Source organism: Enorma massiliensis phI, assembly GCF_000311845.1.
GTDB lineage: Bacteria > Actinomycetota > Coriobacteriia > Coriobacteriales > Coriobacteriaceae > Enorma > Enorma massiliensis.
Map to the genome: position 1 here is coordinate 359616 of NZ_HE978574.1, position 20825 is coordinate 380440.

General features: G+C 63.4%; 16 protein-coding genes. 9 read left to right on the forward strand and 7 right to left on the reverse strand.

What is annotated here, in order from left to right:
- Positions 1-285: 285 nt before the first annotated feature.
- The 7 genes from HGEM_RS01465 to HGEM_RS01495 form a co-directional block, all read right to left on the reverse strand.
- The gene (locus HGEM_RS01465) at positions 286-2061 is read right to left on the reverse strand and encodes a 1-deoxy-D-xylulose-5-phosphate synthase (protein WP_019127625.1); all 1776 of its coding nucleotides are present in this window, start codon (positions 2059-2061) and stop codon (positions 286-288) included.
- 135 nt (positions 2062-2196) lie between these two features.
- A complete protein-coding gene (locus HGEM_RS01470) occupies positions 2197-3111 on the reverse strand; it encodes a sensor histidine kinase (RefSeq protein WP_019127626.1) in 915 nt (304 codons plus the stop codon).
- Between the two features lie 191 nt (positions 3112-3302).
- A complete protein-coding gene (locus HGEM_RS01475) occupies positions 3303-4151 on the reverse strand; it encodes a hypothetical protein (protein ID WP_019127627.1) in 849 nt (282 codons plus the stop codon).
- 224 nt (positions 4152-4375) lie between these two features.
- A complete protein-coding gene (locus HGEM_RS01480) occupies positions 4376-5389 on the reverse strand; it encodes an ABC transporter ATP-binding protein (RefSeq protein WP_019127628.1) in 1014 nt (337 codons plus the stop codon).
- Positions 5390-5684: 295 nt separating this feature from the next.
- Positions 5685-6416 carry a response regulator transcription factor gene (locus HGEM_RS01485; RefSeq protein ID WP_019127629.1) on the reverse strand — a complete coding sequence of 244 codons (732 nt, stop codon included), beginning with the start codon at positions 6414-6416 and terminating at the stop codon, positions 5685-5687.
- Positions 6417-6508: 92 nt separating this feature from the next.
- The gene (locus tag HGEM_RS01490; RefSeq protein ID WP_019127630.1) at positions 6509-7360 is read right to left on the reverse strand and encodes a putative RNA methyltransferase; all 852 of its coding nucleotides are present in this window, start codon (positions 7358-7360) and stop codon (positions 6509-6511) included.
- 137 nt (positions 7361-7497) lie between these two features.
- On the reverse strand, positions 7498-8370 hold the full coding sequence (locus HGEM_RS01495) for a LysR family transcriptional regulator (RefSeq protein WP_019127631.1): 873 nt from the start codon (positions 8368-8370) through the stop codon (positions 7498-7500).
- A 247-nt stretch (positions 8371-8617) separates the two neighbouring features.
- On the opposite strand from HGEM_RS01495, the gene HGEM_RS01500 reads away from it, so the two are divergent.
- From HGEM_RS01500 to HGEM_RS01545, 9 genes are all read left to right on the forward strand, one after another.
- Complete coding sequence (locus HGEM_RS01500; protein ID WP_019127632.1) at positions 8618-8917, forward strand: hypothetical protein; 300 nt, start codon at positions 8618-8620, stop codon at positions 8915-8917.
- Positions 8910-9584: an amino acid ABC transporter permease gene (locus HGEM_RS01505; protein ID WP_019127633.1), complete on the forward strand. Its 675-nt coding sequence runs from the start codon at positions 8910-8912 to the stop codon at positions 9582-9584. Before HGEM_RS01500 ends, HGEM_RS01505 begins: the two co-directional genes overlap by 8 nt.
- A gap of 4 nt (positions 9585-9588) precedes the next feature.
- Positions 9589-10371 carry an amino acid ABC transporter ATP-binding protein gene (locus HGEM_RS01510; RefSeq protein WP_019127634.1) on the forward strand — a complete coding sequence of 261 codons (783 nt, stop codon included), beginning with the start codon at positions 9589-9591 and terminating at the stop codon, positions 10369-10371.
- Between the two features lie 79 nt (positions 10372-10450).
- The gene (locus tag HGEM_RS01515) at positions 10451-11317 is read left to right on the forward strand and encodes a transporter substrate-binding domain-containing protein (RefSeq protein ID WP_019127635.1); all 867 of its coding nucleotides are present in this window, start codon (positions 10451-10453) and stop codon (positions 11315-11317) included.
- Positions 11318-11321: 4 nt separating this feature from the next.
- A complete protein-coding gene (locus HGEM_RS01520; RefSeq protein ID WP_019127636.1) occupies positions 11322-12245 on the forward strand; it encodes a 4Fe-4S dicluster domain-containing protein in 924 nt (307 codons plus the stop codon).
- Between the two features lie 309 nt (positions 12246-12554).
- A complete protein-coding gene (locus HGEM_RS01530; protein WP_019127638.1) occupies positions 12555-13376 on the forward strand; it encodes a ZIP family metal transporter in 822 nt (273 codons plus the stop codon).
- Between the two features lie 235 nt (positions 13377-13611).
- Positions 13612-14469 (forward strand): HAD family hydrolase, encoded by an 858-nt coding sequence (locus HGEM_RS01535; RefSeq protein WP_019127639.1) that lies wholly within the window; start codon positions 13612-13614, stop codon positions 14467-14469.
- A 564-nt stretch (positions 14470-15033) separates the two neighbouring features.
- Positions 15034-15849: a TetR/AcrR family transcriptional regulator gene (locus HGEM_RS01540; RefSeq protein ID WP_338081877.1), complete on the forward strand. Its 816-nt coding sequence runs from the start codon at positions 15034-15036 to the stop codon at positions 15847-15849.
- Positions 15842-20551: a 2-hydroxyacyl-CoA dehydratase gene (locus HGEM_RS01545; protein ID WP_019127641.1), complete on the forward strand. Its 4710-nt coding sequence runs from the start codon at positions 15842-15844 to the stop codon at positions 20549-20551. The genes HGEM_RS01540 and HGEM_RS01545 overlap by 8 nt, the downstream gene beginning before the upstream one ends.
- Positions 20552-20825 lie beyond the last annotated feature (274 nt).

Genomic DNA, 20825 nt, shown 5'->3' on the forward strand with positions numbered 1-20825 from the left:
CATTTTGGGACGGGTCCGTTTTGACTCATTCTGTCGCTATCTGAAAACCGCCGTCGGGATCAAACGTCCTGGCGGCGGTTTCTTGTTCGCGTTATGGGGCGGGGGCGTCACGCGTGCGGCGGAAGTTTCTGTGATGGGCCGGGGCAAGCACGGGCGACCAGAACAGCCGCGATGAGCCGGGGCCTCCGCGATGAGTCAAAACGGACCCGTCCCAAAATGACCGGCGGGGTGCGGATGAGTCAAAACGGACCCGTCCCAAAATGACCAAAATGACTCAAAATGACCTTACAGCAAGCTGGTGATGTCGCGGACGATTCCCTCGACGGTGACGCCGTTCTGCTCAAGCAGCTTGCGAGGGTCGAAGCGGTCGTGGAAGTGGTTATCGATGCCGTAGCAGCGAACGCGCACGTCACGGTCGCTCAGGCGTCGGGCGATCTTTTCGCCCCATCCGCCGGCGAGGACGCCGTCTTCCAGCGTGACAACAACGCGGTGCCGATCGGGCAGGGAAGAAATGAGCTCCTCGTCAAATTCCGAGGCGAAGCGCGGGTTGACGAGTGTGGCTTGGATCCCATGCTCAGCAAGGGCAGCTACGACCCGTTCGCCAAGCTCGAAGAAATCGCCCAAGGCGAGTACGGCAACATCCTGGCCATGCTTCACGACACGGTATGTCGGCTTGGAGAAATCGGGCGCATCGTCAAGATCGGCCACAAGGTCGGGGCGCGAAACGGGTTTGGTCCCCGGCACGCGAATCACGACGGGCAGCTCGCGCTGGCCAAGCGACCAGTCGAGCATAAGCAGGTATTCCTCGACGCAGGTTGGGGCGAACACGCGCAGGTTGGGCAAGCTCCCCAGCATGGCGAGGTCAAAATAGTTGAGATGCGTTTCGGCTGAAGCGCCGAAGACCGACGCGCCGATGTCGAGAATGGTAGCCGGAGCACAGTTGAGGCAGAGATCGTGCCAGAGCTCGTCATAAGAGCGCTGCAGGAATGCGCCATACACGCCGAACACCGGCGAGGCGCCCGCCGCGGCGAGCGACGTGATGAACGTAACCGCATGCTCCTCGGCGATGCCGACGTCCACGAACTGCTGCCCGGCTTGGGCGCGGCGCTCCTGGGTGAAGCCCATGACATAGGGCATGCCCGCCGTCACGCCAACAACGCGCGGGTTGCGCTTCATGGCCTCGAGCAGGTGTGCGCCGGTGATATCGGCATAGGTGCCCTCCGGGACATCGCCCGAGATGAGCGTATGCTTGCGGCCCGATTCGATGTCGAAGGAGCCAACATGGTGCCAAACCTCGGGCGCACGCTCCGCGGGATCATAGCCGGCACCTTTGGTGGTGTGGACGTGCAGTACCACGGGATGGTCGATGCCGCGAAGCGCTTCGAGCGCCTCGACCAGGGAACCAACATCGTTGCCCTCTTCGAGGTAGCGATAATCGAACCCCATCGCGCGGAAGATGTTGTTCGAGGCAGTTCCGCCCGAGGTGCGCAGGCGCGCCAGGCAGCCGTAGATTCCGCCATGGTTTTCGGCGATCGACTGGTCGTTATCATTAACCACGATAACGATGCCGCTGTTCAAAACGGCGGCGTTGTCGAGCCCCTCAAATGCGAGCCCGCCCGAGAGCGAGCCGTCGCCAATTACGGCAACGACATCGTAGCGCTCGCCGGCAAGGTCGCGCGCCTTGGCCAAGCCGCACGCCAAGCTGATGGAGGTCGAGGTGTGGCCCATCGAGAAGAAATCGTGCTCTGACTCGTGCGGATTGGAGAACCCGGAGACCTCGCCGTAATGCGCGGGGTCGGTGAACGCCGCAGCACGCCCGGTAAGCACCTTGTGGGCATAGCTCTGATGCGAAACGTCAAAGATGATCTTGTCGCGCGGCGAATCGAAGACGCGGTGCAGCGCGACGGTGAGCTCAACGACTCCGAGATTGGGGGCGAGGTGGCCGCCAACAGCAGCTGCGTTTTCGAGGATGGCGCGGCGAACTTCGTCGCATAGCTGGGGGAGCGCCGTGGCATCGAGTGCCTTCACGTCCCGTGGTGATGCGATGTGTTCGAGAAGCATGACGCGCGCGCTCCGTACCGTCCGATGCGAAACGCCCCCTCTGGTCGTTTCGAGAACATTTAGTTTCTCACATTCCGCTGAGGGATGTGTGAACGCTCTGCGAACGGCGCGGGCGAAAAATGTGGAGGGCCGATGCTACCTGGGGCAAGTGAGGGTGATGGACAGCGAGCGTGCCGCGGCATCGCTCAGGTGCGCAGTGAGCTCCATGCCCATGGCATGGGCAAGGTTGGCCGAGACGGCGAGCCCAAGGCCGCTTCCGGCGGCGTGACGGGCGGAGTCGGCCTGGTAGAAGCGGTCGAAGAGCCGCGCAGTATCGATGTTGGCCGTGCTCGCTACCGGGTTCTCGACCGTGACGGCGGTCTCTTTCTGGTCCGTGAGCTGCACGAGGACTCTCGGCGCGCCCGAGCCGTGGCGCACGGCGTTGGTAACGAGATTCTCCAGGATACGGGCGAGGGCATCGGGATCGGCCAGGACGACGAGGTCTCGCCCCGGGGCTTCGTCCGGCATGCAGAGCTCCGGTTCCCAACCTCGCTTCTCGAATTCGGGATAATGGCCTACCAGCACGCGTTCGATAAGCGGGCGAAGCGCAACGGGCTGCATGTTGAGCGTGAGGTCGGGGTCGGTGGACTTGGTATAGGCGAAGAGCTCGTCGAGCAAAGCCGTCGTGCTATCGATGCGGGAGGTCGCGGCCGCAAGGTGGAGCTGGCGAGTGCTGGCATCGGTCTCGTCGTAGGCAAGCTGGAGATACCCTTTGGCGCCGGTGAGCGGCGTGCGAATGTCATGCGAGAGGGCCGAGAGGTCGCGCTGGAACTCATCTTGGTGACGCTGCGCGTCGACTCGCTCCCGTGAGGAGCGGTCGAGCTCGGTGTTCACGGCGTCGGCGAGGTCGCGGATGCCGGGCACGCCCACCGCGGTGGTGGCACGGGCGTTGCTGCGCGGTTCGCGCGTTTGCAGGAACCGGGCGATGCGTCGGAGCTCGGTGGCGTAGGTCGCCATGGTGATGAGGGCACCTAGAGCGATGCCGAGCACGAGCAGGGCGGCGGCGAGCATGGCACTCCTTTCCTACGTTGGACGTCTGATACCTCGTTCACGATTGTAGCGTGGCGCCCGGAATGGTTCGCCAACACCCGGTGTCTACGCGTCAGATGAAACGCCAACACCCGGTGTCCACGAACCACCCACGGGGCAAGTGGTTCGCCAACACCCGGTGCCGGCGAACCACGGGCGAATCATGTTGCAGGTTAGATGTCGCGCTTGCGGCCGATGGCGAGGATGAGGGCACTGGCAGCGGCGATCCACAGCACGGGTGCGACGATCGCTTGCGTGAGGCCCGTGCCCGGCAGCGCGGCGCCGAGTGCGCCCCAGCCCGCGGCCATCGACGATGCGCCACCAGCGAAAAGCCAGTTGGTCAAGTTGGAGGGTATCCAGCACACAAGCTCGCTGAGCACATCGGCAACGCCCATGAGTCCGGGCGCATACGCCTGGATGAGGCCGGATGCAAGCGAAAGCGTCTCGGGAACGATCGCGCTGCAGAGCATGAACGAGCCGATGTAGCTCATGGGGACGATACGCGTAGCGTAGACGAGGATGAGCGAGAGCACGGCAAGCGCCCAGACGTTCATGCACGATGCGGCCGTCCACGCGATGAAGGCCAGCGGGTCATCCATCGTCTCGAAGCGCATGCCGAATACGGCTCCCAGCGCAAGGGTGATGAGGCTCAGCGAGGCGAACACGATGGCCGTTACGACGCCGGCGAACACGATGCGCTCCGCAAAATAGGAGAGGCGCCCGGTGCGGGCAGGCAGGAGGCTGCGCACGAAGCCCTCCTTGAAGTCGGCGAGGCAGTGTTCAACCACGAAAAAGCAGACGAACAGCGGTATGAGGCTGCCGAGCATGGAGCCAAGCATAGTGCTTGGGGCAGAGAATACCGTGAAGCTGCGAATCATATCGCCGGATGGATCGAACATGAGGAACGAACCGAACAGCAAGGCATATACTGCCAGGCAGAATCCGAGGTACTGCCAGAGGGCTCCGCGCAGGCCGTGGACGCGGGTGATGCGGTAGAGGTCGGCTTTGAGCAGGTTCAGCATGGGAGTTCCTTTCAAGAGTTCTTGCGAGAGGGGTGTCTGTGGCGGTGTTCTTGCCTCGGATACGTTCGGGGCCGTAAGCGGCGGCACCCTAACGTTTCGGAGGAGCCTTGCCTGCTAGCGGCGGCGTTTCGAGCACGTCTTGCCTGCTAGCGCCGGCGCCCCGAGGAAAGCAGATACGCGATGGCGCCGATGAGGATGGTGTCGAGGATGAGGCCTCCCATGGCCTACCTCCGTGGTTCGATGGTGGGGAGGGCGGCGTTGTCTGTTCCTCCCATGAGTTCCACAAAATACTCTTCGATGTCGCGTTCGAGCACGCTGAGCTCGACAATCGTTTGATTGGCGGCGGAGAGCACGCGGGAAATCTCCTCTGCCCGGGGCGCACCGCTCGCCGACGCGTCGCCCGCTGCGCCGCCAAACGCCGCGGCCGCGTGGCGCGTCCCACCCGCTCCGGCGACCACGATGCCCTGGTCCGGCTCAACGCGGAACGTCGCTCCCGCCAGATGCTCCTCGAGGATGGCGAGGCTGCGCGCGGGGTCGGTGGTCTTCACGCGCACCGAGCTCCCGCAGGCGGCATGCAGCTCTTCCTCGGTAAACTCGCGCACCATGCTGCCTTCTCGGATGACGCCGAAGCGCGTTGCCATGCGGTTGAGCTGGTCGAGCACGTGGCTCGAGATGACCATGGTCACGCCGCGTTCGTGGTTGAGGCGCATGAGCACGCTGCGCAGCGCGCGGGTTTCTTCCGGATCGATGCCGTTAAACGGCTCGTCGAGGAGTAGCAGGTCGGGCGAGCCCACGAGCGCGAGAGCGAGGCCCAGGCGCTGCTTCATGCCAAGGGAGAACTTCTTCGTCTTGCGCGCGCCGGCGTCTTCAAGTCCCACGAGCTTCAGCAGTTCGGCGCATTGTTCGCGCGGCCTGACAACGCCGATGGAGAGTGCCTTCATCATGAGGTTCTCGAATGCCGAGAAATTCGGCAGCAGGCCCGGCTGCTCGATGAGCGTTCCGATGCGCGAGAAGGCGCTCGAGAACCCGCCGTCCGTGCGCTGCTCGTCAAAGAGCTTGATGCTGCCGGATGTGGGCGTTACGAGCCCGGCGATCATTTTCATGGTGGTGGATTTGCCCGCGCCGTTCTTTCCCACGAAGCCGTAGATATCGCCCTGACCCACGCGCATGTTGAGGCCATCGACGGCGCGCGTTCCGCCGTACGCCTTGGTGAGGCCGTTGATCTGGATGACGTTCATAGCGGTTCCAATCTCTGGGTTTCCGTTTGTTGGCATTAAGTATGGAGGGCGATTCTTCATGAACCTTGAAGCAACCTTTAAGGAAGTCTAAAGCCTGATTCAAAATGCGCCGGGGCATCGTGCGGGCGCGGACCGCTGCTCCGCACGGGAATGTCTGTTTTTGCACGTTTTGCCCGCGCCGGGCGCGGAGTGGGTTGCCGCGGTCATTTTGGGTCATTTTGGGACGTGTTTCAAATGACCCAAATGAGTCGTTTGAAACACGTCCCAAAATGACCCACGGAGTGTCGGCGGTCCCTCAGCCGACGAGCTTGAAGCCCATGCCCCAGACGGTCTTAATGTAATCGGCGGTGCCCGTTGGCTTGAGCTTCGTCCGGATGTTCGAGACGTGGACGTTCACCGTGTTCGCGTCGGCTGCGTACGGCTCGCCCCATGCGCCCTCGAAGAGCTCCTGCTTGGTGAAGACACGGCTCGGGTGGCGCATGAGCATTTCAACGATGTTGAACTCGATGCGGGTGAGATCTACGGGCGTGCCGGCAGCGGTGAAGGTTCGCGCCTCGTGGTCGAGCTCCCATTCACGGAAGCGCAGCGTCGATTTGGCGCCGCTTGCTGCCACGGTATGGCCGCGGTGGCGAAGCTGCACCTCGACGCGTGCTGCAAGCTCGTCGAGATCGAAGGGCTTGGTGAGGTAGTCGTCTGCGCCAAGGCGCAACAGGTCGATTTTGTCCGCCGCGGTGGTGCGGGCCGAGATCACGATAACGGGCACGTCCGCGCCGTTCTCGCGGATGGCCGTCACGAGCTCCTCGCCGGTTGTGCCCGGAAGCATGAGGTCACTGATGATGAGGTCGAAGGGGAATGCCGCACCCATGGCTTTTCCCTCGGCGCGCTCCTTCAGCCCCCGCTCGAGAAGCAGCTTCGCCTCGCTGCCCGAGAACGCCTGCGTACACAGGTAGCCGTCGCGCTCAAGGCGCGTGGCGACGATCTGGTTGATGTCGGCGTCGTCCTCGATGATCAGCACGCGCGTAGCCACGGTGCGCCTCCCTTCTCGCATGACCGCATCAAGTATAACCACCCGGCGAGCTGGTTGCCCCGGCACCCTGTAGCCCGCCGTCCGCAGCCGCGTTACTCGAAGGTGCCTATGAGCACCTCGGCCTCGACGGTCACGTGCGTGAGCCCGCTCCAGTCGATGCGCTCCGTGTCGACGTTGAAGAGCAGGGGCGTCATATGGATGAGCGCTTCGAGCGCGTCGGGACTGATGGGATGCGTGCTCGAGACCGTGTAATGGTTCCGGAGCGTGCAACAGCTGGAGAAATGATTGAGTACGCGCTGGTTGGAGTACGAGCTGTGGACGAGCTGCCCCGCGGCGCGCTCGCGGAGCTCGTGGAGGTGCCGGGTGGTGGGGACGACTTTGATCACAATGCCTCCGGGCGCGAGCACGCGGCGGAGCTCATCATAATTGGCGGGCGAGAACACATCGAGCGCGCAATCGATGCTGCCGTCGAGGATGGGGATCGCGGCGAGGTCGGCGACGAGCCAGGCGATGCCATCATCGGCATCGAGGCCGGCGGCAAGCTGCACCGAATCCTTCGAGATGTCAAAGGCGCAGACCTCGGCTCCGGTTCGCGCGCGCACCGTACGGGCGAAGTAGCCCTCGCCGCATCCGGCATCGAGTACACGGGGCACGCGACGTGCCGTTTCTCCCAAGGAGGCTACCTCACGGCACAGGGCCTCGGCGATCGGCTCGTAGAGGCCGTTTTCGAACACCGTGCGCCGCAGGTGAAACGACTCGCGGTCATACCGAGCGGGCTTCTTGCTCCCGCGCAGCAGGTTCACATATCCCTGGCGGGCAAGGTCGAAGCGATGACCCGCCTCACAGGCAAGCGAGGTGCCGTGGAGCTCGAGCGGCAGGCGGCATACCGGGCAGGCGAGAAGTGTGTTGCACCGCAGGAATCGTGCGCGCTTCCGTTCGTCCATGTGATGCCTTCCGGTCGATGGTGTTCGATGCTTCGTGCCTGTCAGCGATTATAGTGCAGGGCGCGTATTCGTCTCACGGCGGGGCTAAAGGGGAGCCGCGCGCGACGAAGCTCTCCGAAGTCTCCTCACGCGCGCCGCTATCCCCATCGTTCGCGGATGCTCTGCAAGAAGACGCTCGCGGCGGGGGAGAAGCTTTGGTAGCGCTTCCATCCGATGGAAACGTCGGCGGTGAGCGGAGGGTCGAGCGGGCGGAACGCGAGCTCGCTCGTGGGGGAGGTAGCGGCGATGCCCTCGAGGCCGAGCACGTATCCAACGCCTCTGCGCGCGAGAAGGGCAGCGTTGTACAGCAGGTTGTACGTCGCCACGACATCGAGATCTTCCAGGTCGCGTTTGAACCAGCGGCTCATTTCGTTTCCGGCTTGCTGGGATAGGATGATGGGCTTCCCTATGAGGTCTTCGGGCGCGATTCGCTCGCGCGCCGCTAGCGGATCATCTTGGCGCATGAGCACGCCCCAGGCGTTTTGCGCAGGTAGCGGGAGCGATTCGAAGCGTCCCAGGTCCGTCGGGCCCAGGAAGAGACCGAAGTCGATGCGCCCGGTCTCGAGGCGCTCGCTCACGTCCACGGCGTTGCCGCTGTACAGGCTGAATGTCATGAGCGGATAGGCGCTTTGCAGCTCGGCAATGATATCGGTGATGAGCGACATGGCCGGGGTCTCTCCGCCGCCGATGCGCACCTCGCCGGCAAGCGTGTTGGGCGATGTGCGAAAATCCCGCTCCGTGCGGTCGACGAGGTCGACGATCTCCTCCGCACGGCTCCTCAAGCGCATGCCCTCTTCGGTGAGCTCGATCCGTCGCTTGCCCCGTTCGAACAGCGTGCATCCGAGCTCGTGCTCGAGTTCCTGCATCTGGCGTGAGAGCGTGGGCTGTGAAAGGTGGAGCACGTTGGCCGCTCCGGAGATGGTCCCCTCGCGGGCAATCATGAGAAAGTAGCTCAGGGCGCGAAGTTCCACTGGTTGGCCTCCGTTCAAGAGGTGGTGCCGACGCTCGATGTGCGCTTGCACGCGTTTGCCGATAGCGCCCGACGTGCGCTTGTATGCACCTGACTGCGATGTGCCCTGCATGCACCTGTCCGCGATGCGCGCCCGCATGCGCTTGGTCGATAGTATCATACGTTTACCGAATAATAGCCAATGCAATATAAGTATTTTACATGTTATGTCCTGCGCCCTAGGATGACCCCTGAAAGGAGAGGGTGAAATGGGCGAGTTGTCAGATGATCTGGGCCGCTGCCTTGAGACTGCGCAGTGCGATGCCGCGCTGGCGGCGCGCGCGGCGTGCGCGTGCGAGGAAGGGCGCCTCCGCGAAGCGAAGCGCGTGCTCCTAAACCAACGCCAGCAGTTGCTCGACGACGTGCACAACAAACAGCGAAGCATCGACGAGATCGATCACGTGCTGCACCGCATGGGCCGCGTTGATGCACCGCCGGTGGCGCGGCCAGCAGCGCAGCCGACCGCGCCGCAGGGCGCCCGAGGCGGCGAAGGGGCGGACCATGTCTGATCGCGTGCTGGGCATCTTGGCCGATTCCTTCGTGCAGATTCTCATTCCAGGGCTCACGGCAACCATTCCGTTGGCGCTCATCTCGTTCGTATTGGCGCTTGGAATCGCCGTCGTTGTGGCGCTCGTGCAGTATGCGCGCATTCCCGTGTTGCGCCAGCTCGCACGTCTCTACATCTGGATCATTCGCGGCACGCCGCTCCTCATCCAGCTCTACGTGGTGTTTTACGGTCTGCCTGATCTTGGCATCACGCTCGATCCGTGGCCCTCGGCCATCATCGTGTTTTCCATCAACACGGGCGCGTATTCCGCCGAAACCATTCGCGGCGCGCTCGAGAGCGTGCCAGCGGGTCAGCTTGAGGCGGGGTACTGCGTGGGAATGACCTACCTGCAGGTTATGCGGCGCATCGTGCTGCCGCAGGCACTTCGCACGGCGTTCCCGCCGCTTTCCAACGAGCTCATCTCGCTTGTGAAAGATACCTCGCTTGCTGCGAACATCACGGTACTCGAAATGCTCATGGCCACGCAGCGCATCGTTTCGCGCACGTACGAGGCATTGCCGCTGTATCTAGAAGTCGGTGTTATCTACCTGATCTTCTCCACGGCGCTCACGTGGCTGCAGGGTTGGGGTGAGCGCGCGCTCGCGAGGCGCGGCATGGAGAGGGGGTAGGACCATGGCTGAGGTTTCTACGACAGCGCCCATTCTGCAGCTCGCGGGGGTGTGCAAGGCGTTTGGCGATGCGGAGGTGCTTCACGGCATCGACCTGGCGGTTGAGCGCGGCGAGGTCGTGGCCGTCCTCGGGCCCTCGGGTTCAGGCAAGACGACCCTGTTGCGTTGCGCAAACCTGCTCGAGCACGCCGATGCGGGCGAGCTTGCGCTCGATGGAGCCCACTTCGATTTGGCCCGTGTTACCGCGAAGGAGGCTGCCGAGATTCGGCGTAACACGGCGTTCGTCTTCCAGTCATACAACCTCTTTCGCAACCGAACGGTACTCGGCAATGTGACCGAGGGGCTCGTGGTGGCGCACCGCATGCCTAAGGACGAGGCACGCGAGATCGCCGTGAGGTGCTTGGAACGCGTGGGCATGGCAGACCGGCTCGATGCCTACCCGGTGCAGCTGTCTGGCGGTCAGCAGCAGCGTGTTGCCATCGCGCGCGCCATGGCGACGAGCCCGAAAGTTGTCTACTTCGACGAGCCAACTTCGGCGCTCGATCCAGAGCTGACGGTCGAGGTGCTCGGCGTCATGCGCGACCTCGCCCAAGACGGCATGACCATGGTGGTCGTGACGCACGAGATGGGCTTCGCGCGGAATGTTGCGGACCGCGTGGTGTTTATGGAGCATGGCGTGGTTCAGGCCGAGGCGCCCGCGCGGGAGTTCTTCGACCACCCGGCCAACGAACGCGTCCGCGCGTTTTTAGACACCGTACGTGGTTCGCAGACACTCGGTGAATCGTAGACACCCGGTGTCCGCGAACCATGAATCGTAGACACCCGGTGTCTACGAACCACTGGGATTTAGAAGGAAAGGACACACTATGGTTAGCACGATGAATGAACAGGCCCTGAGCCGCCGGGAAGTTATTGTGGGTGCAGGTGCCCTTGCGGCGCTCGCCGGCCTTGCGGGCTGCAGCGGCGACGGTGATGGTGCAGGCTCGATGGGCGTCGGCGACTCCGGCTCTGCGGCCGCTTCGGACGACCTGCTCGCACAGATACAAGAGCGCGGGAGTATGACGTTTGCCACCGAGGGCACATGGAGCCCCTGGACGTTCCACAACGAGGCGGGGGAGCTCACCGGCTTTGACATCGAGGTCGCGCGCGCCATCGCTGCAGAGCTGGGCGTCGATGCCGAGTTCGCAGAAGGCGAATGGGATGGCCTGCTTGCGGGTCTCGATTCGGGGCGCTACGACACCATGGCGAACGGTGTTTCGGTGACCCCGGAGCGCGAGGAGAAGTACGCGTTCACCGACCCGTACGCATACATTCGGATCGTGGTCATCACCACGGAAGACTCCGATATCGCGAGTATGCACGACCTCAGCGGCAAGACGACGGCGAACACGCTGGGATCGAGCTACGCAACGCTCGCCGAGAGCTATGGCGCCACCAATACCGGCGTTGACGATTTCAACCAGACCATTGAACTGCTCGAGGCAGGGCGCATCGACGCCACGCTGAACGACGAGGTCGTGTTCTACGACTACATGGAGCAGCATCCCGAGGCCGGTCTCAAAATTGCTGCCGAGAACAGTGAACCCACCCATGTGGCATTCCCGCTGCGCCGCGAGGCGGCTACGGAATCCCTGCTCAGCGCCATGAACGACGCAATCGCCTCGCTGCGCGAGAGCGGCACGCTCGCCGAGCTTTCCAATGAGTTCTTCGGCATGGATATTAGCCAGGCGTAATCCGATGGGGCACGTTCTCGGCCGTCATCGCGACCGGGTGCACATCCAGGTGCATATCGGAGCGCTGTACGAAAGCGGAGCGTATGGGTGGACGACCAAGGCGGTTCCCGCTATTGCGGAGTTCGAGCAGCGCCTGGCAGCCATCGGCACCGATTACGCCGACTTCGGCTTTATTCACTGCATCGACGAAGATGCCGATCTCGATCGCGTGATGAACGGCGGCATATGGGATTATGCTCAGGCACGCAAAGCCGACGGCACCATTTGCCACCTTGCGTTTTCCACGCACAGCCCGCATATCGCGCGCGAGCTGCTCGCAACGGGATCCTTCGACCTCGCTATGTTCAGCCTGAATCCCATGTACGACTATACCGACGAGTCCGAATATGGTCAGGGCGAGGCCGCCGACCGCGCGCTGCTATACCGCGAGTTCGAGCGCGCGGGCGTGGGCGTTGCGGTAATGAAGCCGTTTGCGGGCGGCCAGCTGCTCGATGCCGAGCAGTCACCGTTCGGCCAGGCGCTCACGCGCTTCCAATGCATTCAGTACGCACTCGATAAGCCGGGTGTCCTCACGGTGCTGCCGGGTGTGCACGGCGTGTCCGACCTGCGCGATCTGCTCTCCTTCTTCGAGGCGTCACCCGAGGAGCGCGACTATTCCGTCCTCGCGTCCATGGCCCCGCAAACGCGCGAGGCGCGGTGCGTGTATTGCAACCATTGCCAGCCCTGTCCGGCCGGCATCCAGATCGGTCTGATCAACAAGTATTACGACTTGGCGTGTGTGGGGGATGAGCTGGCGGCCGAGCATTATCGCAATTTGGAACATCATGCAGGGGAGTGCATCGGTTGCGGTCACTGCGATCATCGGTGCCCCTTCGGCGTCGCTCAAAGCGAGCGCATGGCCCAGATCGCGGCATACTTCGGAGCCTAGGGAAACGCTGATTTCTTCTTCGGGGCGATTGGGATTGCAACTTTTGGGCACTTCGGGGCGGAGGGTCTGGGTAGCCGCGCCGCGATCGAGAGGCCGCCGGCCCCCTGAGTTGCGCCTTTCCCTCCGCCCCGCTCGCCCGTACCCGTCCGCCGCACGAGGAAGTGCCCATAAGTTGAGATCTCGATGGGCGGGATGTCCCCGGTGTCCATCAATCAGCATTTTCCTGGCGGATTCTTGTGGAGCGCCGCGGGCCCGAATAGGTTCTTTCGTGTAAACCGGGTAGGATGAGTGAAGACGAAAGGACCGAATATGTTTGACGCTTCGACGTTGCAGGCGCTATCTTGGGCCGCGTTTGGCTGCGGTTTCACATGGCTCATGACCACTGCGGGCTCGGCCGTGGTGTTTTTCACTGGCAAGGACCCCGAGAAAGGCAAGCTCACCCATCACATCTTCCTCGGGTTCGCCGCGGGTGTGATGATCGCCGCCAGCGTATGGTCGCTTTTGAACCCCGCCATCGAGCAAGCGGAGGAGATGGGGCAGATCGGCTGGATTCCAGCCGCGGGCGGTTTTCTCTTGGGAGTCGCGTTCCTTATAGCGCTCGATTCGCTCTTGCCGCATTTGCATGCGGAAAGCGATGAGCCCGAGGGCATCCAAACCAGCTGGAAGCGCACGACGCTTTTGGTTTCTGCTGTGACACTCCACAACATTCCCGAAGGGATGAGCGTTGGCCTGCTGTTTGCCATGGCTTCGCAGGCGCAGGGGGTAGCAGGAGAGGCGTATCTGGGCATGGCCTTCGCGCTGGCGCTGGGCATAGGCCTGCAGAACTTTCCCGAGGGCGCTGCCATCTCGTTGCCGTTGCGTCGCGAGGGCATGAGCCGCATGAAGGCGTTCGCCATGGGGAGCCTTTCCGGCATCGTCGAACCCGTATTCGGCATCCTCGTGGTCTTGGCGGCGGGGTGGATCAGCCCCTTCATGCCGTGGCTTCTCGCCTTTGCCGCGGGCGCGATGATATACGTGGTGGTCGAGGAGCTCATTCCCGAGGCGCATCTGGGCGAGCATTCCAATGTGGGCACGCTCGGCGTGATCGTAGGCTTCGTGGTCATGATGGTCCTGGATGTCGCGCTGGGATAGATAAGGGTCGAGGCGCCGGGAACGAAAAGGCGCCGGTTGCCAAAATGTCCGCCAAGCCTTATAAAACGCTCATCATCTTGTTCAGCGATTCGTGCGAGAATGGCGTATGTGTGTCGCAGCGGTTTGGCTGCCGGCACCGTCCGCCTGCCATGCGGGCCGGGGCTTCGCGCGCTCGGTCGACGTGATAGCGACGGTATCATGTATCACACTCGACGTGGCTGAACCAGGAGGACCCATGATCAAGCTCTTCGCGAGCGACCTCGACGGCACACTTTTCAACGCGTTTCACAACGTCGACCGAACCATCCTCGACGCTGCGCGGGCCATCGTGGCAACCGGAGCGCATCTGGTGCTCGCGACGGGGCGCACGGTCATATCTGCCCGGGACCTTGGTTTCGAGGACGTGCCGATTGAAGCCGTGGGGTCAAACGGCTCCATCATTCGCGATGGTGCGGGGGAGATTATCAAGACGTTCCCGCTTGATCCGGCGGAGCTCGAAGACCTCATGCGCTCATTTCCCCATGTGTGCTTCGACTGCGTGGCGCCAGAGGGTTCTTATATCACGGGCACCCGCGAGGACCATGAGGCGGGATTCCGCCGCGACGGTTTGGTGCGACGCATCGTGATGCGTGGCATGCGTCAGCGTCGCGGCGGCGGAGGGGAGCGCCGTTTCTCCCAGTCGATGGGCGAGGTGCTCGCGCACGAGATATGCAAGGTCAACTGCCGTGTTTCGGACGACGGGCTCGAACGCGAGCTCAAAGCATATCTTGCCGAGCATAGCGATACGCTGGTTAATGCACCCTTCAACCCTGTGATGTTCGAAATCACACAGGTCGGGGTCAACAAGGGCGCGAGCGTCGCGTGGCTCGCCGAGCATCTTGGCTACGCCGAAAGCGAAGTAGCCGTATACGGTGACGGCGGCAACGATTTGGTGATGCTCGAGAGATTTGAACATGCTTATGCCACTGCGAACGGCAGCGACGAAGCCAAGCGCGCGGCGGGCAACGTTATCGGGCCGTGCTATCTACACGCCGTGCCGCGGCACATGTTGCGGACGCTCCGTCGCGAGCGCGGGCGCGTGGTAATCGAGTAGCTGATTGCCGCAATCGAGGCGTCGCCTGCTTGTTGGCGTGACTGCCGCGGATTCAACCGGTTGGGCGGGACCGAAACCTTAGAATTTCGCGTCATCGAAGCAAAACTCCCGCCAAAGGCTCGAATTTTATTGGGCCCGCCGGGTACAAGCGCCTGTTTGCCGGAAGAAAGCCCAGCTACAAGGGTTGCTTCCTATCGGGCTACTGCGTGGGGCGAGAGAAATTCGATCCTTTGGCGGGAGTTTTTTGGCGGCGGGGGCAATCGGGCATATGGTGACGGCGGATGTCTGCGGTGACGGCGGATGTCTGCGGTGGCGAGATGCCCTTGGCGGCGGGGGAGCCTGCGGTGACAGCGGGCGCCTGCGGCGGCGACAGATACTCACGAATCGCAAAAGCGCCGCGTTGTTCCTCCGGTTGGTTGCGGCAAGCGTGTCACAGCGCTAACAAGCTCCTAACACTTGTGAAGACGCGGCGATGCCGGCGCGCGTGTGAATGATATTGCACGCTGTGTGCAATAATACTCAGCGCGTGAAGGAATGGGCCTTCGCACACGAGAAAGATGGTATATGGTTCCATCTGCATCAGCAGCGGTAACAGCACCTGCGGCGGAGTCGGTCCGGCAGGTGCCCCCGGCAACCCTTTCGATGGCTCCCGCGACTCCGGCGCCCGCTAAATGCGATCGCCGCAGCTTGCGTTCGCAGCGTATGCTGCGCCGGGCGCTTGCAGAGCTGGTCAGCGATGGCGAGGACGTAAATGCGGTCACGGTCGCCGCGCTCACGGAGCGCGCCGGCCTCACGCGCCGCACGTTTTACACGCATTACCGCGATATCCCTGATTTCATCGAGCAGGTCGAGGCGAACATCTTGGACGAGATTCGCGCTCGCATCGCCCGCGTGGCCGCGGCGGATCTTGCCTCTCTGTACCGAAACATCGAGGAGCTCGAGCCCGCACCGGGCTCCGTCGAGCTGCTCGCCTATCTGAAACGCGACGGTGCGGTGATCGGTGCGCTGCTGGGCCCGGGCGGTGACCCTGCGTTCGTCCAGCGAATCATGGATATCGCTCGCGACACGGTTGCCGATCGCATGAAAACGGGCATCTTCCCCGGCGTGCTCGGTGCATTCTTCGACTACTACCTTGCCTACGTGGTCGCCGCGGAAATGGGCATCGTACAGAGGTGGTTCGCGAGGGGGCTGCGCGAGACCCCCGAAACGATGGCGCGCATCATGACGGTCGCGGCGTTCGTGCGCCCGGGCGACCTCTATGGCAAGCCGATTGATATCAACGTGCCGGAATACGGCATGAAGCTCATGGGGCTGAACCTCTTCGGCCCGCTAGATGACGCAACGGATGATGCTGACATCAAGGAGGACTTCAATGGTTAAGATTCCCGTGATGGGCGAAGTGGACGAGATGCCCGAGCAGGAGATGGCTGCCGAGGCGCCGGGCGCGACGGCGGGCGCGGTATCAGACGGTGCAATCTGGAATCCTGATGCCGCAACAAGCAACCTGCATTTAGGCATCGACGTGGGATCCACCACCGTCAAGCTCGCCGTGCTGAACGATGACAACCAAATCGTCTATGCCAAGTACCAGCGGCACCACACCGACGTGCGCGCTTGCGCCCGCGACCTCTTCGTGCAGGCGGCCGCGGTGCTTCCCGAGGCGCAGATGACCTGTGCCATTACAGGCTCCGGCGGCTTGCTCCTTTCGCAGTGGCTCGGTCTTGAGTTCGTGCAGGAGGTCATCGCGAGCAAGCGCGCCGTGGAGACCATGATTCCCCAGACGGACGTGGCAATTGAGCTCGGCGGCGAGGACGCCAAAATCATCTACTTCGACCAGGGCATCGAGCAGCGCATGAACGGCACCTGCGCTGGTGGTACGGGCGCGTTCATCGACCAGATGGCCACGCTGCTCCACACCGACGCCTCCGGCTTGAACGAGCTCGCCAAGGGTGCCACCACCATCTACCCCATCGCGAGCCGCTGTGGCGTCTTCGCCAAGTCCGACGTGCAGCCGCTCTTGAACGAGGGCGCGCGCCAGGAGGACGTGGCCGCGTCCATCTTCCAGGCGGTGGTAACGCAGACCATCTCGGGCCTCGCGTGCGGCCGCCCCATCCGTGGCAACGTGGCCTTCCTCGGCGGCCCGCTCCAGTATCTCTCCGAGCTGCGCGAGCGCTTCTACATCACGCTCGAGCTTGACGAGGAACATCGCATCGTGCCCGAGAACGCGCACCTCTTCGTAGCAAGCGGCGCCGCCATGGCGCACGAGTCCGAAAAGCTCAGCACCTTCCCCGAGCTCATTGCCGCCATTGATGCGCTCGGCGACACCCAGGGCTCCGAGGTGGCGCGCCTGGACCCGCTTTTCGCGACCGATGCCGACTACAAGGAGTTCAAGCAGCGCCACGACCGGGAAGTCGTGCCGCGCGGCGAGCTCGAGGGCTACGAGGGCCGCGTGTTCATCGGCCTGGACGCCGGTTCCACCACCATGAAAGCCGCAATGGTGGGCGAGGACGGCCAGCTCCTCTACACCTGGTATGGCAACAACAATGGCGACATCTTGGGCACGGCCAAGACCATCATGGCCGATTTCTACGCGCACATTCCCGCGGGCTGCACCATCGGCCATGTGACCACCACGGGTTACGGTGAGGCGCTCCTCATCGAGGCGCTCAAGGCCGACTCGGGCGAGATCGAGACCGTTGCTCACCTGCGCGGTGCGAAGGCCTTCTTGCCGGGCGTGCAGTTCATCTTGGACATCGGTGGTCAGGACATGAAGTGCCTGCGCGTGGCGGACGGCGTCATCGAGCACATCATGCTCAACGAAGCCTGCTCCTCGGGCTGCGGTTCCTTCATCGAGAGCTTCGCCGTGTCCATGGATATGGATGTCGAGCAATTCGCTCGCGAAGCCATCGGCGCCCTGCAGCCCGTCGACCTGGGCAGCCGCTGCACCGTGTTCATGAACTCCCGCGTGAAGCAGGCGCAGAAGGAAGGCGCCACGGTGGGCGACATCGCTGCGGGCCTGTCCTACTCCGTGATTAAGAACGCCCTGTTCAAGGTCATCAAACTGCGTGATCCTAAAGAGATCGGCACGCAGGTGATCGTCCAGGGCGGCACCTTCATGAGCGACGCCACCTTGCGCGCTTTCGAGCTCCTTACCGGCGTGAACGCCGTGCGTCCGGACATCGCGGGCTGCATGGGCGCTTACGGTGCGGCGCTCCTCGCGCGCGACCGCGCCGGCGCCGAGGGTACCTCGACCATCCTCTCCGCCGAAGAGATCGCCGCCCTTACCGTGACCCAGCGTCATGCACGCTGCGGCCGTTGCTCCAACAACTGCCAGCTCACCATCAACGATTTCGGTGGCGGCCGTCGTTTCATTACCGGCAACCGCTGCGAGAAGGGCGCGGGCAACCACGCCAAGAAGCAGGAGGTGCCGAACCTCTTCGCTGCCAAGAACGACCTGCTCTTCAACCGCTCCGTGCTGGCGGAGGAGGACGCCCCGCGCGGCACCGTGGGCATCCCCCGCGCCCTCAACATGTACGAGAACTATCCGTTCTGGCATGCGTTCTTCACCAAGTTGGGTTTCCGCGTGGTGCTCTCGGACGATTCGAGCAAGAAGACCTACGACGCGGGCATCGAGTCCATGCCATCCGAGTCCGTGTGCTACCCGGCTAAGCTCAGCCACGGCCACGTGATGAACCTCATCGACAAGGACGTCGATTTCATCTGGATGCCGTGCATCCGCTGGGAGCGCAAGGAAGACCCGGCAGCGGGCAACTGCTACAACTGCCCCATCGTCATGAGCTACCCCACGGCGCTGGGCCTCAACATCGACGAGATTGCGAGCAAGAACGTCGAGTTCATGTACCCGTTCGTGCCGTATCACGACAAGATCGAGCTCAAGCGCCGTCTGTACGAGCTCATCGCCCTCGAGCGCGTGCAGGATGCGGAGGAGGGCCGCGGCCGCGTGCGCGGGCCCAAGATCACCCGTTCCGAGATCGACGCCGCGGTGAACGCTGCCTACGAGGAGGACGCGCGCTTCCATGAGCGCATCCAGGAGATGGGAGAGGAGGCCATTCACTGGATTGAAGAGCACGGCGGCCACGGCATCGTGCTCGCCGGGCGCCCGTACCACAACGACCCGGAGATCAACCATGCTCTGCCCGAGCTCATCACGAGCTTCGGCTTCGCGGTGCTCACGGAGGATTCCGTCGCGCACCTCGTGAAACCCGACCGCCCCATCCGCGTGGTCGACCAGTGGATGTTCCACAGCCGCCTCTACCGTGCGGCTAAGCTCGTGACGCTTCGCAACGACTTGGACCTCATCCAGCTCAATTCCTTCGGCTGCGGCCTTGACGCGCTCACCACCGATCAGGTGCAGGAGATTCTTGAGGGTTCCGGCAAGATCTACACCGTGCTCAAGATCGACGAGGTCTCGAACCTCGGCGCTGCGCGCATCCGCATCCGCTCGCTCATGGCTGCCTTGAAGGACCAGGAGGCGGAGCGCGCCGCTGAGGCCGCCCGCGCCGGCGAGGCCTACGAGCAGGGCGACGCCGCCCCCGTGGCGCCGAGCGAGGATGCCCCGGCATTCTCTACGCACAAGTACGCACTCTCCGCGCAGCGCCGCGCCAACTCGGCCGCCTTCCCCAAGGTGCAGTTCACCGAGGAGATGCGCGAGGAGGGCTACACCATTCTCTGCCCGCAGATGGCGCCCATCCACTTCGACCTGGTCAAAGAGGTTATGAAGGCGGCGGGTTACAACTTCGTGCTGCTGCCCTCTACCGACCGCGGCGCCGTGGAGGCGGGCCTGCGCTATGTGAACAACGACATCTGCTACCCGTCGATCCTCGTGACCGGCCAGATCATGGAGGCTATCGAGAGCGGCAAGTACGACCTTAACCGCACCGCCGTGATCATCTCGCAGACGGGCGGCGGCTGCCGCGCCACCAACTACATCGCGCTCATCCGCAAGGCGCTGCGCGAGAGCGGTAATCCTCAGGTGCCGGTGATCAGCCTGGCCGCGGTGAAGCTCGACGAGCAGAACCCCGGCTTCAAGCTCACGCCGAACCTCCTCAAGGCCGCCGTGTACTGCGTGCTCTTCGGCGACGTGATGATGCAGATGCTCTACCGCACGCGCCCGTACGAGGCCACGCCGGGCTCTGCCAACGCGCTCTTCGAGGAATACATGGAGCGCGCCCGCAAGCTCGCGCCCAAGTTCACGCGCCGTTCGTTCACGCGGCTCTCGCGCGAGGCGATCCGCGCGTTCGATACGCTGCCGCTCGTGGGCGAGGGCACCAAGCCGCGCGTGGGCGTAGTAGGCGAGATTCTCGTCAAATTCCACCCCACGGCTAACAACCACGTGGTCGAGGTCATTGAGTCCGAGGGCTGCGAGGCCGTGGTGCCGGGGCTCCTCGACTTCTTCCTGTATTCCATGTCGAATGCCAAGGTGCAGAAGGACGAGCTGGGGAGCTCCGCTGCATCGCGAGCCACCATGGATGCCGTTATCGGCCTGGTCGACTGGATGCGCAAGCCCGTGGACGAGCTGCTGGAGCGGAGTGCCCGGTTCGAGCGCCCCGAGCCCATTAGCGTGATGGCTCAGAAGGCCACGCAGGTTCTTTCGCTTTGCAACAACATGGGCGAAGGGTGGTTGCTTACGGCCGAGATGCTCGACCTCATCGACCACGGCGCGCCGAACATCATCTGCACGCAGCCGTTCGCATGCCTGCCGAACCACGTGGTGGGCAAGGCCGTGATCAAGGAGCTGCGCCGGCAGCATCCCGAGAGCAACATCGTGGCCGTGGACTACGACCCGGGTGCTTCGGAGGTGAACCAGCTCAACCGCATCAAGCTCATGATCAGCGTGGCGAAGGAGAACCTGCGCGCAGGGAAGGGCTTCACCATGGAGAGCGTGAAGCCGCTTGCGATGGATATGGATGACAGCAAGTTTCGGCCGTATCACGGAGATGATGCGGGGAGTGGCGCGCGCGGCGGTGCCGGCGCGGCCGGCGGCTCGTGTTCTGCGTGCGGTGCCGTTACCGATGACGCCGTGGCGGCCGTGGCCGAGCGTTTGGGCGAGGGAGTCAAGTAGCGCTGCCGGTGCCCGACGATGCTGCCGGCGCCGGGCGGTGCCAGGCGGTGCCGCTTCTCTCGGTTGGGGCGGGCGGCGCCGCTACTTTCAGCTGGGTCGGGTGATGCCGCTTTCAGCCGTCTGCGGGCGGCGCTGCTACCTCCTGATGATGTCGGGCGCCCCCCTTGCGAAGGCGCTCCCCTTTGCATGGGCGCCCGATTTTGGGCGGAGCCGGCTGCGGGGGCGCTTCTCTTTGCGGAGGGTGCCCGCTCCGGGCGGCGTTCTCGGGCGTAAA

Coding starts and splice junctions, on each gene's coding strand:
- HGEM_RS01520 (WP_019127636.1), top strand. CDS start 11,322: ATGGGGCACGTTCTCGGCCGTCATCGCGACCGGGTGCACATCCAGGTG.
- HGEM_RS01530 (WP_019127638.1), top strand. CDS start 12,555: ATGTTTGACGCTTCGACGTTGCAGGCGCTATCTTGGGCCGCGTTTGGC.
- HGEM_RS01545 (WP_019127641.1), top strand. CDS start 15,842: ATGGTTAAGATTCCCGTGATGGGCGAAGTGGACGAGATGCCCGAGCAG.
- HGEM_RS01500 (WP_019127632.1), top strand. CDS start 8,618: ATGGGCGAGTTGTCAGATGATCTGGGCCGCTGCCTTGAGACTGCGCAG.
- HGEM_RS01515 (WP_019127635.1), top strand. CDS start 10,451: ATGGTTAGCACGATGAATGAACAGGCCCTGAGCCGCCGGGAAGTTATT.
- HGEM_RS01465 (WP_019127625.1), bottom strand. CDS start 2,061: ATGCTTCTCGAACACATCGCATCACCACGGGACGTGAAGGCACTCGAT.
- HGEM_RS01510 (WP_019127634.1), top strand. CDS start 9,589: ATGGCTGAGGTTTCTACGACAGCGCCCATTCTGCAGCTCGCGGGGGTG.
- HGEM_RS01490 (WP_019127630.1), bottom strand. CDS start 7,360: ATGGACGAACGGAAGCGCGCACGATTCCTGCGGTGCAACACACTTCTC.
- HGEM_RS01480 (WP_019127628.1), bottom strand. CDS start 5,389: ATGAACGTCATCCAGATCAACGGCCTCACCAAGGCGTACGGCGGAACG.
- HGEM_RS01540 (WP_338081877.1), top strand. CDS start 15,034: ATGGTTCCATCTGCATCAGCAGCGGTAACAGCACCTGCGGCGGAGTCG.
- HGEM_RS01505 (WP_019127633.1), top strand. CDS start 8,910: ATGTCTGATCGCGTGCTGGGCATCTTGGCCGATTCCTTCGTGCAGATT.
- HGEM_RS01535 (WP_019127639.1), top strand. CDS start 13,612: ATGATCAAGCTCTTCGCGAGCGACCTCGACGGCACACTTTTCAACGCG.
- HGEM_RS01470 (WP_019127626.1), bottom strand. CDS start 3,111: ATGCTCGCCGCCGCCCTGCTCGTGCTCGGCATCGCTCTAGGTGCCCTC.
- HGEM_RS01475 (WP_019127627.1), bottom strand. CDS start 4,151: ATGCTGAACCTGCTCAAAGCCGACCTCTACCGCATCACCCGCGTCCAC.